Source organism: Halomonas qinghailakensis, from assembly GCF_025820815.1.
Taxonomy (GTDB): domain Bacteria; phylum Pseudomonadota; class Gammaproteobacteria; order Pseudomonadales; family Halomonadaceae; genus Vreelandella; species Vreelandella qaidamensis.
Map to the genome: position 1 here is coordinate 1,476,392 of NZ_CP096973.1, position 16,499 is coordinate 1,492,890.

Here is a 16,499-nt window from a genome sequence, read left to right on the forward strand (position 1 = left end):
AACAGCGGCCATAGAAGGTTATCGGCACATCATAAAAAAGCTGTAGATAACACGATAAATAACCGACAACGTGCATTCAGTGGTTTCGGGAAGTAGACTAGGGTTGGCCTTGTGGACCGTGCCTCGGCGCTCGACTCCTGTGCTATGCTCCGATGCTATGCCTCGGCTCTTGGTGCCGCACGCGGCCAACAACCATTTTGATACTCGGAACGATTCAGTGACCAAGCAACATTCCTTTGATCGCGAAGAACTGCTGGCCTGCTCGCGCGGCGAGCTATTTGGCCCTGGCAACGCCCAGCTTCCAGCTCCCAACATGCTGATGCTTGACCGCATCATGCACATTCACGAAGAAGGTGGTGAGCATGGTAAAGGCGAGTTAATCGCTGAACTGGACATCACCCCGGAACTGTGGTTTTTTGATTGCCACTTCCCAGGTGATCCAGTCATGCCCGGCTGTTTAGGGCTAGATGCCATGTGGCAGCTGGTAGGCTTCTACCTTGGCTGGCTTGGCCATCCAGGCCGTGGGCGTGCACTTGGCTGTGGTGACGTTAAATTCAGCGGCCAAATTTTGCCCGACGCGAAAAAAGTGACGTATCACATTAATGTGAAACGCATTATTACCCGTCGGCTTATCCTAGGCATCGCCGACGGCACCGTGTCCGTCGACGGACGCGATATATACCAGGCTAATGACCTGCGCGTTGGCCTATTCACCTCCACTGCGAATTTCTAACAGGAGGCTTCCATGCGACGAGTGGTAGTCACCGGCCTTGGCATCGTGTCGTGCTTAGGCAACGACCAGCAACAGGTCTTGGACGCGCTTAAAAACGGGCGCAGCGGTATTCGTTTTAAGGAAGAGTATGCTGAACGCGGCTTTCGTAGCCATGTCGCGGGTAGCGTCGATATCGACCTTGATACACTCATTGACCGTAAGCTGCGCCGCTTTATGGGTGACGCAGCTGCCTATGCGTATGTGTCGATGGCACAAGCAATTGAAGACGCAGGGCTTTCTGAGGAGCAGGTATCCAACGAACGTACTGGGCTTATTGCCGGCTCTGGCGGGGCATCTAGCGCCAATCAGGTAGAAGCAGCGGATGTCATGCGCGAGAAAGGCCTGCGCCGTGTGGGGCCTTACCGGGTTACCCGCACCATGGGCAGCACCGTATCGGCATGCTTGGCTACGCCTTTCAAAATCAAAGGCGTCAATTACTCTATCTCCTCGGCCTGTGCGACATCAGCCCACTGTATTGGCAGCGCGATGGAGCAGATTCAGCTGGGCAAACAGGATGTCGTGTTTGCTGGTGGTGGTGAAGAAGAGCATTGGACCCTTTCTTGCTTGTTCGATGCCATGGGCGCCCTATCGACCCATTACAACGATACGCCGGAAAAAGCCTCTCGCCCTTATGATCAAGCGCGTGATGGATTTGTCATCGCTGGTGGTGGCGGCATGTTAGTACTTGAAGAGCTCGAACATGCAAAAGCCCGTGGTGCCAAAATATATGGCGAACTGGTTGGTTACGGCGCTACTTCCGATGGCCACGACATGGTTGCTCCTTCTGGTGAAGGTGCAACACGCTGCATGCGTCAGGCGATGGCAACGGTTCAGGGCGATATTGATTACATCAACACCCACGGTACATCCACACCAGTGGGCGATGTTGCAGAGCTAAAGGCAATCCGTGAGGTGTTTGGCAATACCACACCCGCTATGAGTTCAACCAAGTCGCTCACTGGCCACTCATTAGGCGCAACCGGTGTTCAAGAAGCGATTTATTCGCTGCTAATGATGCAAAATGACTTCGTCGCTGCCTCAGCTAACATCGAGCACCTTGATGAACAGGCGGATGGCTTCGATATTGTTAAGGAGCGACGTGATGGCGTTACTATCGATCGCGTACTCTCTAACAGCTTTGGCTTCGGCGGTACGAATGCTTGCTTGGTCTTTCAGCGCTTTAACGCCTGATTGCCAGTAATGCGATGCCCTTGCGATGCAAACATAAAAACGGCGCCTTTTCGGCGCCGTTTTTATGTTAAGCATGAGGTTATTTAGCGCAAAAATGGCTTAACGAGAGATCGGCCGAGGCACTTCTGAAATCTCTTGCAGCTGGCCTTCAATCCAGGCTTCAACATCGACTAACACTTCGTCTGGCGTACGGCCTGCGGTCTCTATAGGTGCTCCGATACGCACTCTCAGAACGCCAGGACGCTTTACCCAATGACGGCCAGGCCAGCGCTCACCAGCATTATGTGCCACTGGCAGCACCGGCACGCCTGCTCGGCAGGCCACTACGCTACCACTCTTGTTGTAGCGCTTTCGGACCCCTGGATCGACCCGCGTTCCCTCTGGAAAAATAAGCACCGATAGCCCTGTCCCCAGTCGCGCGACACCTTGCGTTAGTACCTGTTTCATCGCGCGGGCAGGTTTCGAGCGATCTAGACTAATCGGCCGCAATAGGCGTAACCCCCAGCCAAAAATGGGTAGACGCAGGAGCTCTTGCTTTAACACCGTACAAACGGGTGGTTTCATAACCTGCAGAAACACCGTTTCCCACTCACACTGATGATTCGCTTGAATCACACAAGGGCCAGAAGGAATATTCTCGCGCCCCTGAATGTCATAACGAACACCGCAAGCCACTTTAAACCACATCATCAAAAAATGGTTATAGAGGTTCAATAAGCGATAACGGGCAGCCAACGGCAAAAACGGCGCAATTGGCAAAAAAAGAATGCCAATCAACAGCATGGCAGAAAAATATCCCGCGTAAAAAACCAAGCTGCGTACCAAATTGATCAAGCCAGCTCTCCTGTTTCGTCACCTTGCTGTTGATCACGCGTTAAGCACCAAGCGTCTAGCATGCGTCCTACCTCAAGCCGCCACGGTTTTTGATGTACGCCAAACACATCAAGTACACGTCGACAATTTAATACCCGGCGCAGCTTGGCATCATGGTGATGGTTGAGTGCCTGTACATCGCCAAGCGTCACACTCTCGCCACGCCCTTCCAAATGGGTTGCTAGTTGAGTACGCACCATTGAGGTAAACGTAAATGCACTCACCGGCTCGGTGCCCGCCAAGTGGTAAGCCCCCCAGGCATCTGCTCCGCAAACTTGCTGCTGCAACATACCGATTAATGCCATGGCAACGGCGTCAGCGGACGTTGGGCAAAAAATGACGTCCTCCGCTGCACGAGCGGGTTGTCCTATCATCAAGCTATCGATTATTTCATTTAGCCACGCATGGCTGCCTTCCAATGCAAACAAGGGGCCTAAACGAACAATTAAATGTCGATGATACTCAGCACGTATCCGGTCGCCTGCTTGCACTAAGCGGCGCAGACTTTCATCCCGAGGAGCAGGCACGACATGCTCATCGATAGGTATTTCAAACCCGTCTTCATAAAGCTGGTCGGAAACACACCATACCAAGGCAATTCCTTGAGCCTGACAAGCATCCATACAGGCATCTACAGCATCAGCGTGAGCTGTCACATCGGCAGGTGCCATACTAAGCGGATGTGCCAACGGCGGAATAACGACCGCGTCAGGTGCTATCGCCTGGAGTTGAGTGGATGTAATTGTGTTGCCTTGCTCAATAACAAGCTCAGTGTCTGTTCGACGACTGGCTTCTCGGGCTAATGCCAAACTCAAACAGTGCCCTGCATCTAGTATCAGCAGCTTCAAGACAGCCCTCCCCCCTCATCGAACCCTAGGACGAGGCGTACCCAGGGTTATGAAAAACTAGTCAGACTAGGCGATCAGAAGGGAATTTCATCGTCAAAATCATCAAAGTTGCCAGGATCAGGGGCACCATAATTGCTGTTTTGGTTAGCAGGGGCTGGCTGATTTTGCTGCGGCCCGCGTGCAGGCTGCTGAGCAGCTCCACCATAGTTACCTTGGGGTGCACCGCCTTGGGGAGGATAACCACCCTGCTGAGGCATACCGCCACCTTGCTGGTTCTGAGGAGCCGGGTGCTGCTGAGCAGGAGCACCTTGCCCAGGGTTATTTTGCGCGTACCCCCCCTGAGGAGCGCCGCCACCCTGGAAATCACCGCCACGGCTATCGAGCATTTGCATATCGTTAGCTACGATTTCCGTACTGTAGCGATCCTGGCCATTTTGGTCTTGCCATTTTCGGGTTTGCAGGCGACCTTCAATGTACACCTTAGAACCCTTTTTCAAGTACTGCTGGGCAATCTCAGCAGTTTTATTGAACAACACAATGCGGTGCCATTCGGTACGCTCTTGACGCTGGCCACTCTGGCGATCCATCCAAGTATCAGAGGTTGCCAAATTCAAGTTTGCCACCGCCGTTCCCGAAGGTGTAAACCGTACCTCAGGGTCTTGGCCCAAGTTACCAATCAAAATCACTTTGTTAATACCGCGCGCCATAGCTCGCTCCTTTCAATAATCGGTCATCTATCACTATCAGTGCTGTCAAGGGTATCACTGATACGGCTGCTAGGCCTCGATGCCATACAGCAAATGTGTATAAAAGCGTCGGTAGCTACCCAAAGCCTAGGTGCTTAAACGTTTGCGGTAGCGAAGAATAAAAACACCCTACACGGGTTACGTTTTAGGTGGTGATAACAACCTCGTCAGCGCTGCCTGATCAAGTTCTTGGCGATTCACTTTTAGGTACATCAAGCGCTCTTCCGGCACCACCATCACGTCTTCTACACCAACGACATCCGCCAGATGTTCCATCAACAGATTTAATGCATCAGGCTGAGTATCATGCAATGCAACGACTTCGCTAGAGAGAGGCGGTGGCGACGGCATACGTAACATTGCCAGCCACCACAGCAGCGCTAGCCCTGCACAGCCGAAAAACACTGCATCGAGTCCCCAAAGATTCGACAACAAGCCCCCCAGCGTGCCTCCTAAAAAGGCGCCCAAAAACTGGCTGGTAGAGTAAACCCCCATCGCCGTGCCTTTGGCTCCCGCGGGTGCCAGCTTACTGAGCATTGATGGCAGCGTGGCTTCGAGCAAGTTAAATCCTGTAAAAAAAACAAATAGCCATGCAAACAGCCAGCTCTCTTGGGAGAATGGCAGGCCAAGGCTGCCCAAACTAATCACGATAGCGCTGATGGCCAGCAAGCACATTACTTTCATGCGTTGGCGTTTCTCTGCCACGATCACCAGCGGCACCATAGCAATAAACGACAGCGCCATAATCGCCAGGTAAGCCAGTCCGTGATACTCGATGGCGACCCCTGCATTTAACAGCCGAAACGGCACCGCCACAAAAATCGCCATTAACACCAGATGCAGCGAAAAAATCGACAGATCTAGCCGCCATAAATCTGGGCGTGTAATAACGCTTTTAAACTGCTGGCGATCCATCCCCACATCGCGGTGGCGCAAACGGCGTGGTGCAGGAGGCACCCACCGCCACAGCACCACTAAGCCGACGAGCGTTAACAGAGCCGTAAACCAAAAAACCCCCGCCAGGCCCGCCCACGCCGCCAGCCACGGCCCAAGAACCATAGCAACAGCAAATGACACGCCAATGGAGAGCCCAATCGTGGCCATCGCCGCCGTACGCACCTGCTCGCGAGTTTGGTCTGCCAGTAGTGCCATAATTGCTGCGGCAACGGCGCCACAGCCCTGTAGCGCACGACCCACAATAACCCCGCCTATGGAGTCTGCCATGGCAGCGACCACGCTGCCTGCGGCGAAAATCAGTAAGCCCATGGCAATGACGCGCTTACGACCAATACGATCTGAAAGCAGACCAAAGGGTATCTGTAACATTGCCTGGGTTAACCCATAGATACCCAGTGCGACCCCTATTAACAGAGGGGTCGTGCCACTTAAGGTGTCGGCGTAAAGCGCCAACACCGGCAACACCATAAACAACCCCAGCATACGAGACGCATAGAGCCCGGCTAAGCCGCTGATTGCACGGCGTTCAGTGGCCAGCAGCAGTGCGGAAACCTTGCGCATAATACCCTTGTGCTCAATAAAGAGGCCGAACAGCCCGAGATAACCGTCCATTCTAACGCTTTGTATCAACGCTGGAAACGCTAAGCGCAGCCGCCTATCGATATGGAGTTTTGCCGGGAAGGGTACTGCAAACGTATAATTGTACTTTTGCCACGCGATTCGAGGTGTTGATGGACAGCATTCTGGTCAGGGGTGCACGCACCCACAACCTCAAGCAGATCGATGTGGAGCTGCCCCGCGACAAACTTATCGTGATAACTGGCCTTTCCGGCTCGGGTAAGTCGTCGTTGGCGTTCGATACGCTCTACGCTGAGGGGCAACGACGCTATGTGGAGTCGCTTTCCACCTATGCGCGTCAGTTCCTTTCGATGATGGAGAAGCCCGATGTGGATCACATCGAAGGGCTTTCGCCTGCGATCTCTATTGAGCAGAAATCCACTTCCCACAACCCCCGCTCTACCGTCGGCACAATTACCGAGATTTACGACTACCTGCGCCTACTGTTTGCCAGAGCAGGAACACCTCGTTGCCCAGAGCACGGCGAAGAACTGGAAGCGCAAACCATTTCCCAGATGGTCGACCAGGTCATGAACCTGGCCGAAGGCACCAAATTAATGCTTTTGGCGCCGGTGGTGAGAGGTCGTAAAGGTGAGCATCTACAGCTACTGGCAGAACTGCGGGCTCAAGGCTTCGTCAGGGTTCAGATTGATGGACAGGTGCTAGAACTTGACGATATTGCCCCGCTCGATAAGCGCAAAAAACATGATATCAGCGTCGTGGTTGACCGCTTTAAAGTGCGCGATGATATTGCCCAGCGCCTAGCAGAATCGTTTGAAACTGCCATCAACCTCGCTGACGGCACGGCAATGATCCACTTTATGGATGGCGAGCAGGAAGACCTCGCCTTCTCAGCACGTTTTGCCTGCCCAGTGTGCGGCTATTCGCTTTCTGAGCTTGAACCGCGGATGTTTTCGTTCAACAACCCCGCTGGAGCCTGCCCTACCTGTGACGGCTTAGGTGTTCAGCAATATTTTGATCCTGATAAGTTGATCAGCCATCCCGAACTATCGCTAGCAGAAGGTGTGATTAAAGGCTGGGATCGGCGCAACATTTATTACTTTACCCAACTGCAAGCGCTCGCCAAACATTACCAGTTTGAGCTTGAAACGCCGTGGCTCGAGCTTGCCAGTCATGAGCGTGAAATTATTTTAAACGGCAGTGGCAGCGAACAGATTCCCTTTGTGTATGTGGGTGACCGGGGTCGAAAAGTGACGCGCGAGCACGCTTTTGAGGGTGTGCTTCCCAACATGCAACGTCGCTACCGGGAAACCGAATCCAACATGGTGCGTGACGATCTGGCTAAGTACATCGCCGTGCAGCCCTGCGCCACCTGTGGTGGCTCGCGGCTGCGCAAAGAGTCACGCCATGTATTTGTCGATGATCATAACATTGCCGATATAGTGCATTTACCGATTGGCGAAGCGTGGCGCTACTTTGCCGAGCTTTCCCTACCGGGCCGCAAAGGCGAAATTGCCGATAAAATCGTTAACGAAATCCATGCCCGTCTAGAGTTTTTAGTTAATGTAGGGCTCGACTACCTGAACCTGGAGCGCAGTGCTGACACGCTTTCGGGGGGCGAAGCCCAGCGTATCCGTCTCGCCAGTCAAATTGGCGCGGGGCTAGTAGGCGTCATGTACATTCTTGACGAGCCCTCTATTGGTCTTCACCAGCGGGATAACGATCGCTTATTGAAAACCTTGGAGCGCCTGCGGGATTTAGGCAATACGGTGATTGTCGTCGAGCATGATGAAGACGCGATCCGCGCGGCTGACCATGTCCTGGATATTGGCCCAGGAGCCGGTGTCCATGGTGGTGAAATCGTTGCCCAGGGTACGCCTCAAGATGTGATGGACAATCCCAACTCACTGACGGGCCAGTACTTATCGGGAACACGGGAAATTGCCATTCCCCCCTATCGCATTCCTGGTAACCCTGAAAAACAGTTAGTGGTGCGCGGCGCGACTGGCAATAACTTGCAAGACGTCACCCTTAGCCTTCCGCTCGGACTATTTATCGCCATCACCGGCGTGTCAGGCTCGGGTAAATCAACGTTAATTAACGGCACCCTAATGCCCATCGCCGCCCGTGAGCTAAACCGTGCGACCACGCTCACCCCCGCGCCTTATCAAAAAATCGAAGGGCTGGACCAGCTTGATAAAGTGATCGATATCGATCAAAGCCCTATCGGCCGCACGCCGCGTTCAAACCCAGCCACTTACACTGGTATCTTCACGCCGATTCGAGAATTATTTGCTGGCACCCAGGAAGCGCGTTCGCGGGGCTATAAGCCAGGCCGGTTCAGCTTTAACGTTAAAGGCGGCCGCTGCGAAGCATGCCAGGGCGAAGGCATGATCAAGGTAGAGATGCACTTCCTACCGGATATTTATGTGCCCTGCGATGTGTGTAAAGGCAAGCGCTATAACCGCGAAACGCTGGATATCCACTACAAAGGCAAAACGATTCACGAAGTGCTGGCCATGACGGTAGAGGACGCCCTGGAATTCTTCAGCCCAGTGCCTGCTATTGCTCGTCGGTTGCAGACGTTGTTGGATGTGGGCCTCTCCTATATCCGCCTAGGGCAAAGTGCCACCACCCTTTCTGGTGGTGAAGCGCAGCGTGTCAAACTAGCCCGTGAGTTAGCCAAACGTGATACGGGTAAAACGCTTTATATTCTAGATGAGCCCACCACCGGGCTGCATTTTGAGGATATCCGCCAGCTTCTCACGGTACTCCACCGCCTGCGTGACCACGGGAACACCATTGTGGTCATTGAGCACAACCTGGATGTGATCAAAACAGCTGACTGGATTATTGATCTAGGCCCAGAAGGTGGCTCTGGCGGTGGGCAAATTATTGCCGAAGGAACGCCAGAACAGATTGCCAAACAGGACGTATCGCACACAGGTCGCTTCCTTGCCCCACTGCTCAAACGCGGCAATCGTGCCAAAAAGACATCCTAACACCGCTCCCAGGGCAAGCACGCCTTACCTGGGAACATAAAAACTAGCGAACCCTAACAAGCGAACCCTAACAAGCGAACCCTAACAACAGAGAAAACCAGCGTTACGAAAAGAGCAAGCAACATTGGCTGTCTCTGTTTATATTTACTAGCAAAGCAGCCTTCGTTGCTAACCTTTTAGGAGAAGGAAGCTGTGGATCAGGATAAAAGCTGCATTATTAAGCACTTCAGTCACTATTGCTCGCTAACCGAAGAAGAAAAAGCGCTGTTGAACGAATTGGAAGAGAGCCCTACCGATATAAAAGCGGGGGCGCTGCTGTGGGAAGTGGACTCACCCGCGAATGAGTTCTGCACCCTGCGCAGTGGCTGGGCTTATTCTTATCGCCACCTGGAAAACGGCGACCGTCAAATTCTGGAAGTATTTCTACCTGGCGATATCATCGGATTGCGAGAGTTTGCGTTTTCTAAGCGACTGGAAAACGTCCGCATGATTACCGATGGCGTAGTCTGCCACTTTCCCCATAAGCGCATGCTAGACCTGTTTAGGCAGTCACTGACACTCACGTCGGTGATGTTTGCCATTGGCAGTCGCCAGCAGGCCCTGCTAACCGAGCGATTGGTTAACTTAGCAAGACGTAGCGCTAGACAGAAAATGGCCCACTTCCTTCATGAAATGTACCTACGCTTACGCCAAACCAATAAGGACATTGGCGGTCAGTTCCGCCTACCACTCTCCCAAGAACAGTTAGCCGACATTTTAGGCTTAAGCCCTGTTCATGTGAGCCGAACGTTCAGTGCATTAAGTGAAGATGGCTTGGTATACCGTGACCGCCATCACGTCACGATTCCCGACTTAAAAGCGTTAGCTGCCGAAGGTGAATTCGATGACTGCTACCTGACGGATAATGTCAGACCGCTACTTAGCGCCTAAATCAAACGCCGTGCTCCCTCATCTAAACGAACTCCGCCGCATGACCTGAAAAGCCACGCGGCGGTTTTGTTAATGTTCGACTTAGTGAGCCTAGCTTAGCCGCATTTAGACCAGCCACAACCGGCATAACAGGTTGGACAGCCATCCATCATAATGAGGTCACCACGACACTCAGGGCAGGTACCCACGGTAGCTGGGCCACTGCCTTCAGGCTTTTTTGCAGTGTTCTCTGTTTCAGTGGCACCGCCAATCGGTTCAACCGCACCAACGTGGCTTTCTGGTTCATCTACCGGCGGTTGCCAAGCATGGCCATGTTGCAAACGGTGCGCATAGCGCGCTACCAGTGTCTCTACCGGCACTTGATTGCCATCTTGGTCCAAGAAACCGCGCCGATAGAGAATTTGCTGGATCGACCAGGCAATTGCCGCTACTTCTGAATCGTGGAACATGGGCTTGTTCCAGCGGTTCATTCCACAGCGCACCAACCCTTTATCCCACGCAACTTTGCGCAGGTCAGCCACCGCCTGGGTGACGTACCCCCCGCGTGCAGCCAAGGAGAGGCTACGCATCGTCGCCGTAATCCATTGATGCTCGCTGGAAAGCTGCCCTGACGGGAAAAAGAACTCAACCGGGCGCTCAATCACCACACGTCGGCCACCCACCACGCCTTCTACCGGCATAAACGAGACTAGCAGATAAACTTTTTTACGCCCTTCTGCACCTACATAAGAGATCTTTTCAGATACTGCTTCGAGCGTTCCTTCTGGGCGCGAGGGTATCCTTACCGTCAGCGGATCTTCTTCCGGAAGTTCAGGGGCAGGGGCTGCCTGCTCCTGCTGCTTAATACGGTAACCAACTATTTTTGAAGTAATTTCTACAGCCATGATGTTCTCCACTTAGCAAAAGGTATTGGGCAATGTTCTTAACAAAGCGCATCCCATCGTTACCATTTGCCGTAGGTGCCCTCTTTTAAGGCATCAAACAGGTTCGCGGCGTTATGCTCTTCACCGTCGTAGACCACTGTTTCATCGCCGGCTAGCTCTATAGTTTCGCCACTTTCCAGCTCAAACACATAGGTAGTGTTTTTCAAGTCATCTTCACGCACCAGCACGCCCTGGAACGCTTCTGGATTAAAGCGGAAGGTGGTGCAGCCTTTCAGGCGACTCTCATAAGCCTGTAGGTAAAGATCCTGGAATTTCTCGAACGGGAACTCCGTCGGCACGTTGACTGTTTTGGAGATGGCAGAATCAATCCACTGCTGTGCCGCCGCCTGGACAGCCACGTGCTGCTCAGGGGTCACTGAATCAGCGGTAATAAAGTAGTCGGGCAAGTCGCTTTCCACTGCATCGGCGGCAATAAAGTGGCGATAAGCAGCTAGTTCGAACGAAACAACCTCGACCTGCTCTTTGGTTTTCTTTCCCGATTGAATGATATTGCGGAAATAACGGTGTGAGAACGAGGGTTCAATGCCGTTAGAGGCATTATTCCCCATCGACAGCGAAATGGTTCCAGTGGGCGCAATAGAGCTGTGGTGAGTAAAGCGCGCGCCATGTTCCGCCAGCTGCGCAACTAACTCAGGCGCTAGCTCGGCAACTTTAGCCATGTACTGGCTATAGCGAGCATGCAGGATACGTCCTGGGACTTTATCGCCCACTTCATAGCCATCAGCCGCTAGCTGAGGGCGCTCACGCATCATCTTCGGTGTAATCGTGTGCTCTTGCTCAAGCACCGGAGCCATGCCTTTTTCTTTAGAGAGTTCAAGCGCTTGCTTCCAGCCTTCCAGCGCAAGATGACGGCTTACTTCTTCGGTAAAGGCCAGTGATGCTTGAGAGCCATAGGGAATTTTGAGCATGGTCATCGTCGAACCCAGTCCCAAAAAGCCCATACCGTGGCGGCGTTTGGCTTCAATTTCGCGCTGCTGCTGCGGCAGTGGCAGGCCAGCGATTTCTACCACGTTATCGAGCATGCGGGTAAAAATAGCGACCACTTCACGGTAGCGTTCCCAGTCAAAGCGGGGCTTGTCGCTAAACGGCTCAATCACAAATTTGGTCAGGTTAACCGAACCCAGCAGACAAGCCCCTTCTGGCGGCAGCGGTTGCTCGCCACACGGGTTGGTCGCGCGAATATCTTCGCAGAACCAGTTATTGTTCATGCGATTGACCTGATCAATCAAAATAAACCCAGGTTCGGCGTAGTCATATGTCGAGGACATAATGGTGTCCCACAGCTCACGGGCCTTAATGACCTCAACCACACGGCAAGCCACGCGACCTTCATCATCTACCTTATAGCCTTCTTCTATAACGGGCCAATCGCGGTAAATCAAATCACCGGCTTTTACATCGTCTTTTTCGCCCGGGTGTAATGGAAACGCTAGCGGCCAGTCGGCATTATGCTTCACCGCTTCCATAAATTCGTCGGTAATCAATAGACTTAGGTTGAACTGACGCAAACGACCAGCTTCCCGCTTCGCTTGAATAAACTCACGAACATCAGGATGACCAACGTCAAAAGTGCCCATCTGAGCACCCCGCCGGCCTCCGGCCGATGCCACGGTGAAGCACATCTTGTCGTAGATATCCATAAACGCTAGCGGCCCGTTAGTACCGGCACCCGCGCCAAACACAAACGCCCCTTTATGGCGCAGGGTCGAAAAGTCGTAGCCAATACCAGCACCCGACTTTAGCGTCATGCCTGCATCAACGACCGAGTCGAGGATATCGCGCATAGAATCACGAATAGTGCGTGAGACTGTACAGTTAATTAGACTAACAGCAGGTTTGTAGGCTTCAGCACCAGCGTTGGAAAGAATACGCCCAGCGGGAATGGCACCATTTTCTAATGCCCAACGAAATTTTGGCAGCCATTCATTGGCCTTGTCTCCTTCAACCGCCGCAAGCGCTCGCGCGACCCGTTCAAAGGTGGCATCCACATCCTGGTCAACAGGCTGGCTATGGCGATCTTTTAATCGATATTTAGCGTCCCAGATATCTTTTGAGGGAACCTGTAGCGGGACGTCATTCGAGGTTTTCATAGCCTTTGTTGCGGTGCTCATCTTGCGAAACTCCTTCACGACGGGGTGAATATAGCGCTCAAAACGGTGCGATTATACGGCCTGTGGCTATGAAGTATAGACATGACTTCACACTATATGCGGCACTCTTATTGTTAACGACTACTACATATAGGAAAATCAGCGCGTTACCTTTTGCTTATCTTCAACAAACGATAGGCTAATATTTTTCTTGTGCGATGCCACCCTTATGCCTACTTTAAAGCCTTTTGCGTTAGCGGCCTTTAGCGCCACCTTGCTCAGTACCGCCGTGTCTGGTGTTGCGGCCACGTTTAATAGTGACGCGATACAGCCCCATGGTCACTGGCAATCAATGATGCTCTCATTAGGAGATGAACGGCATTTTCGCGCCGTGGAAACCCATAGTTATTCGGATGCCACGCTAAGCCTTAACGCAACCCAGGGGGTATGCGACTTACCGTGGTTGGAAATGCGCGTTACCTTGGATAAGCAGCAGGGCGAAAGCCGCGCGGTAAACTTAGTGCCCACCAGAATCCGGGTAGATGACACGCCGATCATAGACACCATGGCGGAATTTATTACCGAGCGTGGGGATGATGGGTTTTATGCACACTTCTACCTGAACGACTTACCCACGCTGATGGCGCAAATGAGCCAAGGCGAGCAGCTGTTTCTCGGCTTTGACCAACAAGATAGAGATCCGTGGTATATGACCTTTAACCTTGATGGTGCAGATGAGGCCATCGACAGAATGCAGCACTTATGCAGCTCTGCTGATAATTAACACATGTGCAGACAATCAACAAAGCTGCTTGTTATTGCACATTTTTTTCAGCAATTTCAACACGATTACGACCATTACGTTTAGCACGGTACATCGCAGCATCGGCCCGGGCGATGATTGTTTTACAACTATCATCGGGTTGCCATACGGCAACACCAATGCTGACCGTCATCGGTTGGTTCAAACCTGTTACCTGAAGTGTGGCTACTAGGCTACGTAAACGTTCTGCAAGCCCCTCAGCAGCGTCCATACTGGAGTGGGTTGCCAACACCACAAACTCTTCACCGCCCCAGCGCCCTAAGTGGTCACAGCCGCGTAGGGAGCTTTCCACCATGCGCGCCAACGATATCAACACATCATCACCCACACTGTGGCCAAGAGTGTCATTAATCTGCTTAAAATGATCAACATCGAATAATAGCAGGGCGAACGCCGCTCCATAACGCTTTGCCGCCACCAGCTCCGCATCAATGGCTTGCTCAATGCGGTAGCGGTTCCACACTTGAGTGAGTGGGTCAAAGTGCGCCAGCTGTTCTAAGCGTTGATTTGCGTCTGCCAGCGCCTTACGCTCACGCTCTAAGTGCATGTTAAGCGTACTAATTTCGTAAGCGGAAATAGCCAGCGTTAAATCTTCGCCTAGATCCATTGCAGCCAAACGTTCCACCCGCTGCCACGCTTCGCTTTTACCCGTGACTTCTTCGCACCATGCAGCAGAAGGCAGCATCATCATCGGTGTCAGTGGCGCTGAAGGGGGCTGCATTGCCCAGTAAAGGGTTTCTACTTGCTCAGGACGAAAAAATATCAGCCAGCCACGCTGAGAAGGGTCAGTAGGCAACGGCACTGCCAACACACCACTTTGCTCTGACATGCCTAATGAGGACGTTAATGGCTCTTTTGCGGTCTCTTGGGTGCACCACGGACCACTATGGACATGTGCTTTTTCAATCCGCGTCACTAGCTGGCTAATGGCTTCAGGCTTAGGCGTATTGCCTGCTTGATAGACACTGCCTTTTACCCACAGTGCAACGCCATGGGCACGAAAGAGCGATTGCCATGTCTCCGCGTGTTCCGTAAACAGCTGATAAGGACTCTGTGGCTTTAACCGATTATTAGATGAAAGCACCAAGCTATCTTGTACCCGCTGCAAATAGCGTGCTTCCTGGCGGGCTCTCAGTAACAACAACCGTTGTGTAGCCATTTGTACTAAGGTGCGCACTGCATCGCGTACCGGGGGTGTTACCGGATAGGCAGATGCCGAATGGCAGAATAGCAGGCCCCATAGGCCAGTATCGCCCTGCATAGCAACGCTTAGCGCACCGCGTACCCCTAGGCGCTGCAAATACTGCTGCCGTTCAGGAGCAGGAGCACGTAAGAAGCAATCACTCAGGTCTACGACGGCTCCCCTTGGCAGCAAGTGCTCACAGGGTGCTGCAACGTCTTGAATAAGCCGTACCGGATGTCGCTCGTAGGCACCCCGCAGCGCAACCGGAAAGTCCTTGGCGGGAAAACGCTGACCCAGCAAGGCAGGTAAGCGGCCTAGTGGCACTTCTCTACCTGGACTAACGCTACCCGGTTTAACACTGCCTGTCGCCAACGATTCCGCGACAATTAAGCCATGCCAATCACTATCGAAATGGCACACTGACACCCGGTCATGCCCCGTTAGCTCCTGCACAGCCATCACTAGATAGTCGAGCAACTCTTCTTGATGGGTGGCTTCCGCTAGGCGCATCAAGCGTTCATTCACCGTGCCGAGTAAACGCTGTTTGCCTAACGTGTGAAGAGGTTCTATCTCAATCACCACATGCATCCCTGAACGGTAAGCATGGAGTTGAAAACGCTGAGAGCGGGTGGGGCATTTAAACGTCAGCGGCCCGGACAAGCGCTGCTTTCCCTGTAGTTCATAGCGTACGCGCTGGCTTAAGCGCTTGCCCAGCACGCTCGTTAACGTTTGGGTACGCACGTCAGGGATAGGTATATTTAACAGCGATGACAAATTGCTACTAACGGCCTGGATGCGTCGACTATCAGCGTCGAGAACCAGTAAGGCGCCGAACGCCTGCAGTAGCGGATGATGCTTCGACACAAAAATAGCCTCAAGAAATCTATTTACCCCTCAGCCTGCTGCCGTAGCAACAACTCAACGCGCCGGTTGGCAGACCTGCCTTCCAGCGTTGCGTTACTTTCCATGGGTTGGGTATCGGCATAGCCGACTGCCCGCATGCGTGAAACAGCCACTCCCTGACGCTCAAGGTGACGGACAACGGCAATCGCACGCCCAACCGACAGTTCCCAGTTTGAGGGGAAACGCGATGTGGCAATAGGAATGTTATCCGTATGGCCTTCTACCGAAATTTGACCATCAAAGGAATCTAATACAGTCAGAAGGCTTTCTAACACATCTTGCCCTTGTGGCGTTAATACAGCGTCTCCACTAGGAAAAAGCAAACTATCGTCAATGCGCAGCGTAACACCTTCTTGTCCCTGAGAGACACTTACCCCTGGGATATTAACATCTGCCATCTGTGGCTTTAGTCCGCTGTAGCGAGGATGGATACCCGTTGCCAAGCTGGCCAATGGAAGCGAGGTAATAGCAGTGGCTGAGCGCATCCGGTCATTATCAGAGGCTTCGCCACCGCCCGGTGGCGTTAAGGCAAGCAGCAACACAAACAGCGTGATTAACAGCGTCAACACGTCTAGGTAGCTGGTAAGCCAGCTTTCATCTCCTTCACCGGAAACAGGGGGTAGCTCTAATGCATGCCGTGAATCCCGATCAAGCATCG

Annotated in this window: 13 protein-coding genes; 5 read left to right on the forward strand and 8 right to left on the reverse strand. The window is 52.8% G+C overall.

Going from position 1 to position 16,499, the window contains the following annotated elements; translation table 11 throughout:
- Window positions 1-217 precede the first annotated feature (217 nt).
- Window positions 218-733 carry a 3-hydroxyacyl-[acyl-carrier-protein] dehydratase FabA gene (gene fabA, locus M0220_RS06985; RefSeq protein ID WP_264019013.1) on the forward strand — a complete coding sequence of 172 codons (516 nt, stop codon included), beginning with the start codon at window positions 218-220 and terminating at the stop codon, window positions 731-733.
- Between the two features lie 12 nt (window positions 734-745).
- Window positions 746-1,963 (forward strand): beta-ketoacyl-ACP synthase I, encoded by a 1,218-nt coding sequence (gene fabB, locus M0220_RS06990; protein ID WP_030074242.1) that lies wholly within the window; start codon window positions 746-748, stop codon window positions 1,961-1,963.
- Between the two features lie 99 nt (window positions 1,964-2,062).
- Here fabB and M0220_RS06995 read toward each other — a convergent pair whose 3' ends face one another.
- The 4 genes from M0220_RS06995 to M0220_RS07010 form a co-directional block, all read right to left on the reverse strand.
- On the reverse strand, window positions 2,063-2,797 hold the full coding sequence (locus M0220_RS06995) for a lysophospholipid acyltransferase family protein (protein WP_030074243.1): 735 nt from the start codon (window positions 2,795-2,797) through the stop codon (window positions 2,063-2,065).
- Entirely contained in the window at window positions 2,794-3,684 is an 891-nt protein-coding gene (locus tag M0220_RS07000) for a sugar nucleotide-binding protein (RefSeq protein WP_030074244.1), read from the reverse strand. Before M0220_RS07000 ends, M0220_RS06995 begins: the two co-directional genes overlap by 4 nt.
- Window positions 3,685-3,758: 74 nt before the next feature.
- The gene (locus tag M0220_RS07005) at window positions 3,759-4,391 is read right to left on the reverse strand and encodes a single-stranded DNA-binding protein (protein ID WP_030074245.1); all 633 of its coding nucleotides are present in this window, start codon (window positions 4,389-4,391) and stop codon (window positions 3,759-3,761) included.
- A 177-nt stretch (window positions 4,392-4,568) separates the two neighbouring features.
- Window positions 4,569-5,948, reverse strand: a complete 1,380-nt coding sequence (locus M0220_RS07010; RefSeq protein WP_264019202.1) for an MFS transporter — start codon at window positions 5,946-5,948, stop codon at window positions 4,569-4,571.
- 170 nt (window positions 5,949-6,118) lie between these two features.
- Here M0220_RS07010 and uvrA point away from each other — a divergent pair, with 170 nt between their 5' ends.
- Entirely contained in the window at window positions 6,119-8,968 is a 2,850-nt protein-coding gene (gene uvrA / locus M0220_RS07015; RefSeq protein WP_030074247.1) for an excinuclease ABC subunit UvrA, read from the forward strand.
- 192 nt (window positions 8,969-9,160) lie between these two features.
- Window positions 9,161-9,898 carry a Crp/Fnr family transcriptional regulator gene (locus M0220_RS07020; RefSeq protein ID WP_030074248.1) on the forward strand — a complete coding sequence of 246 codons (738 nt, stop codon included), beginning with the start codon at window positions 9,161-9,163 and terminating at the stop codon, window positions 9,896-9,898.
- A 95-nt stretch (window positions 9,899-9,993) separates the two neighbouring features.
- Here the strand turns inward: M0220_RS07020 and M0220_RS07025 are convergent, their stop codons facing one another.
- Both M0220_RS07025 and M0220_RS07030 read right to left on the reverse strand, forming a co-directional pair.
- Window positions 9,994-10,782 (reverse strand): hypothetical protein, encoded by a 789-nt coding sequence (locus M0220_RS07025; protein WP_030074249.1) that lies wholly within the window; start codon window positions 10,780-10,782, stop codon window positions 9,994-9,996.
- A gap of 59 nt (window positions 10,783-10,841) precedes the next feature.
- Window positions 10,842-12,953, reverse strand: a complete 2,112-nt coding sequence (locus M0220_RS07030; RefSeq protein ID WP_264019015.1) for an adenosylcobalamin-dependent ribonucleoside-diphosphate reductase — start codon at window positions 12,951-12,953, stop codon at window positions 10,842-10,844.
- A 208-nt stretch (window positions 12,954-13,161) separates the two neighbouring features.
- Here M0220_RS07030 and M0220_RS07035 point away from each other — a divergent pair, with 208 nt between their 5' ends.
- A complete protein-coding gene (locus M0220_RS07035) occupies window positions 13,162-13,716 on the forward strand; it encodes a hypothetical protein (RefSeq protein WP_035536863.1) in 555 nt (184 codons plus the stop codon).
- A gap of 31 nt (window positions 13,717-13,747) precedes the next feature.
- Here the strand turns inward: M0220_RS07035 and M0220_RS07040 are convergent, their stop codons facing one another.
- Complete coding sequence (locus tag M0220_RS07040) at window positions 13,748-15,802, reverse strand: sensor domain-containing diguanylate cyclase (RefSeq protein WP_264019016.1); 2,055 nt, start codon at window positions 15,800-15,802, stop codon at window positions 13,748-13,750.
- Window positions 15,803-15,825: 23 nt separating this feature from the next.
- The gene (locus M0220_RS07045; RefSeq protein ID WP_030074253.1) at window positions 15,826-16,497 is read right to left on the reverse strand and encodes an OmpA/MotB family protein; all 672 of its coding nucleotides are present in this window, start codon (window positions 16,495-16,497) and stop codon (window positions 15,826-15,828) included.
- Between the last annotated feature and the right edge of the window lie 2 nt (window positions 16,498-16,499).

What these genes read in the sequence shown, in the direction of transcription:
- M0220_RS07045 (WP_030074253.1), bottom strand. Translation starts at nt 16,497, where the DNA reads ATGCTTGATCGGGATTCACGGCATGCATTAGAGCTACCCCCTGTTTCC.
- M0220_RS07025 (WP_030074249.1), bottom strand. Translation starts at nt 10,782, where the DNA reads ATGGCTGTAGAAATTACTTCAAAAATAGTTGGTTACCGTATTAAGCAG.
- M0220_RS07030 (WP_264019015.1), bottom strand. Translation starts at nt 12,953, where the DNA reads ATGAGCACCGCAACAAAGGCTATGAAAACCTCGAATGACGTCCCGCTA.
- M0220_RS07005 (WP_030074245.1), bottom strand. Translation starts at nt 4,391, where the DNA reads ATGGCGCGCGGTATTAACAAAGTGATTTTGATTGGTAACTTGGGCCAA.
- M0220_RS07010 (WP_264019202.1), bottom strand. Translation starts at nt 5,948, where the DNA reads ATGCGCAAGGTTTCCGCACTGCTGCTGGCCACTGAACGCCGTGCAATC.
- M0220_RS07035 (WP_035536863.1), top strand. Translation starts at nt 13,162, where the DNA reads ATGCCTACTTTAAAGCCTTTTGCGTTAGCGGCCTTTAGCGCCACCTTG.
- fabB (WP_030074242.1), top strand. Translation starts at nt 746, where the DNA reads ATGCGACGAGTGGTAGTCACCGGCCTTGGCATCGTGTCGTGCTTAGGC.
- uvrA (WP_030074247.1), top strand. Translation starts at nt 6,119, where the DNA reads ATGGACAGCATTCTGGTCAGGGGTGCACGCACCCACAACCTCAAGCAG.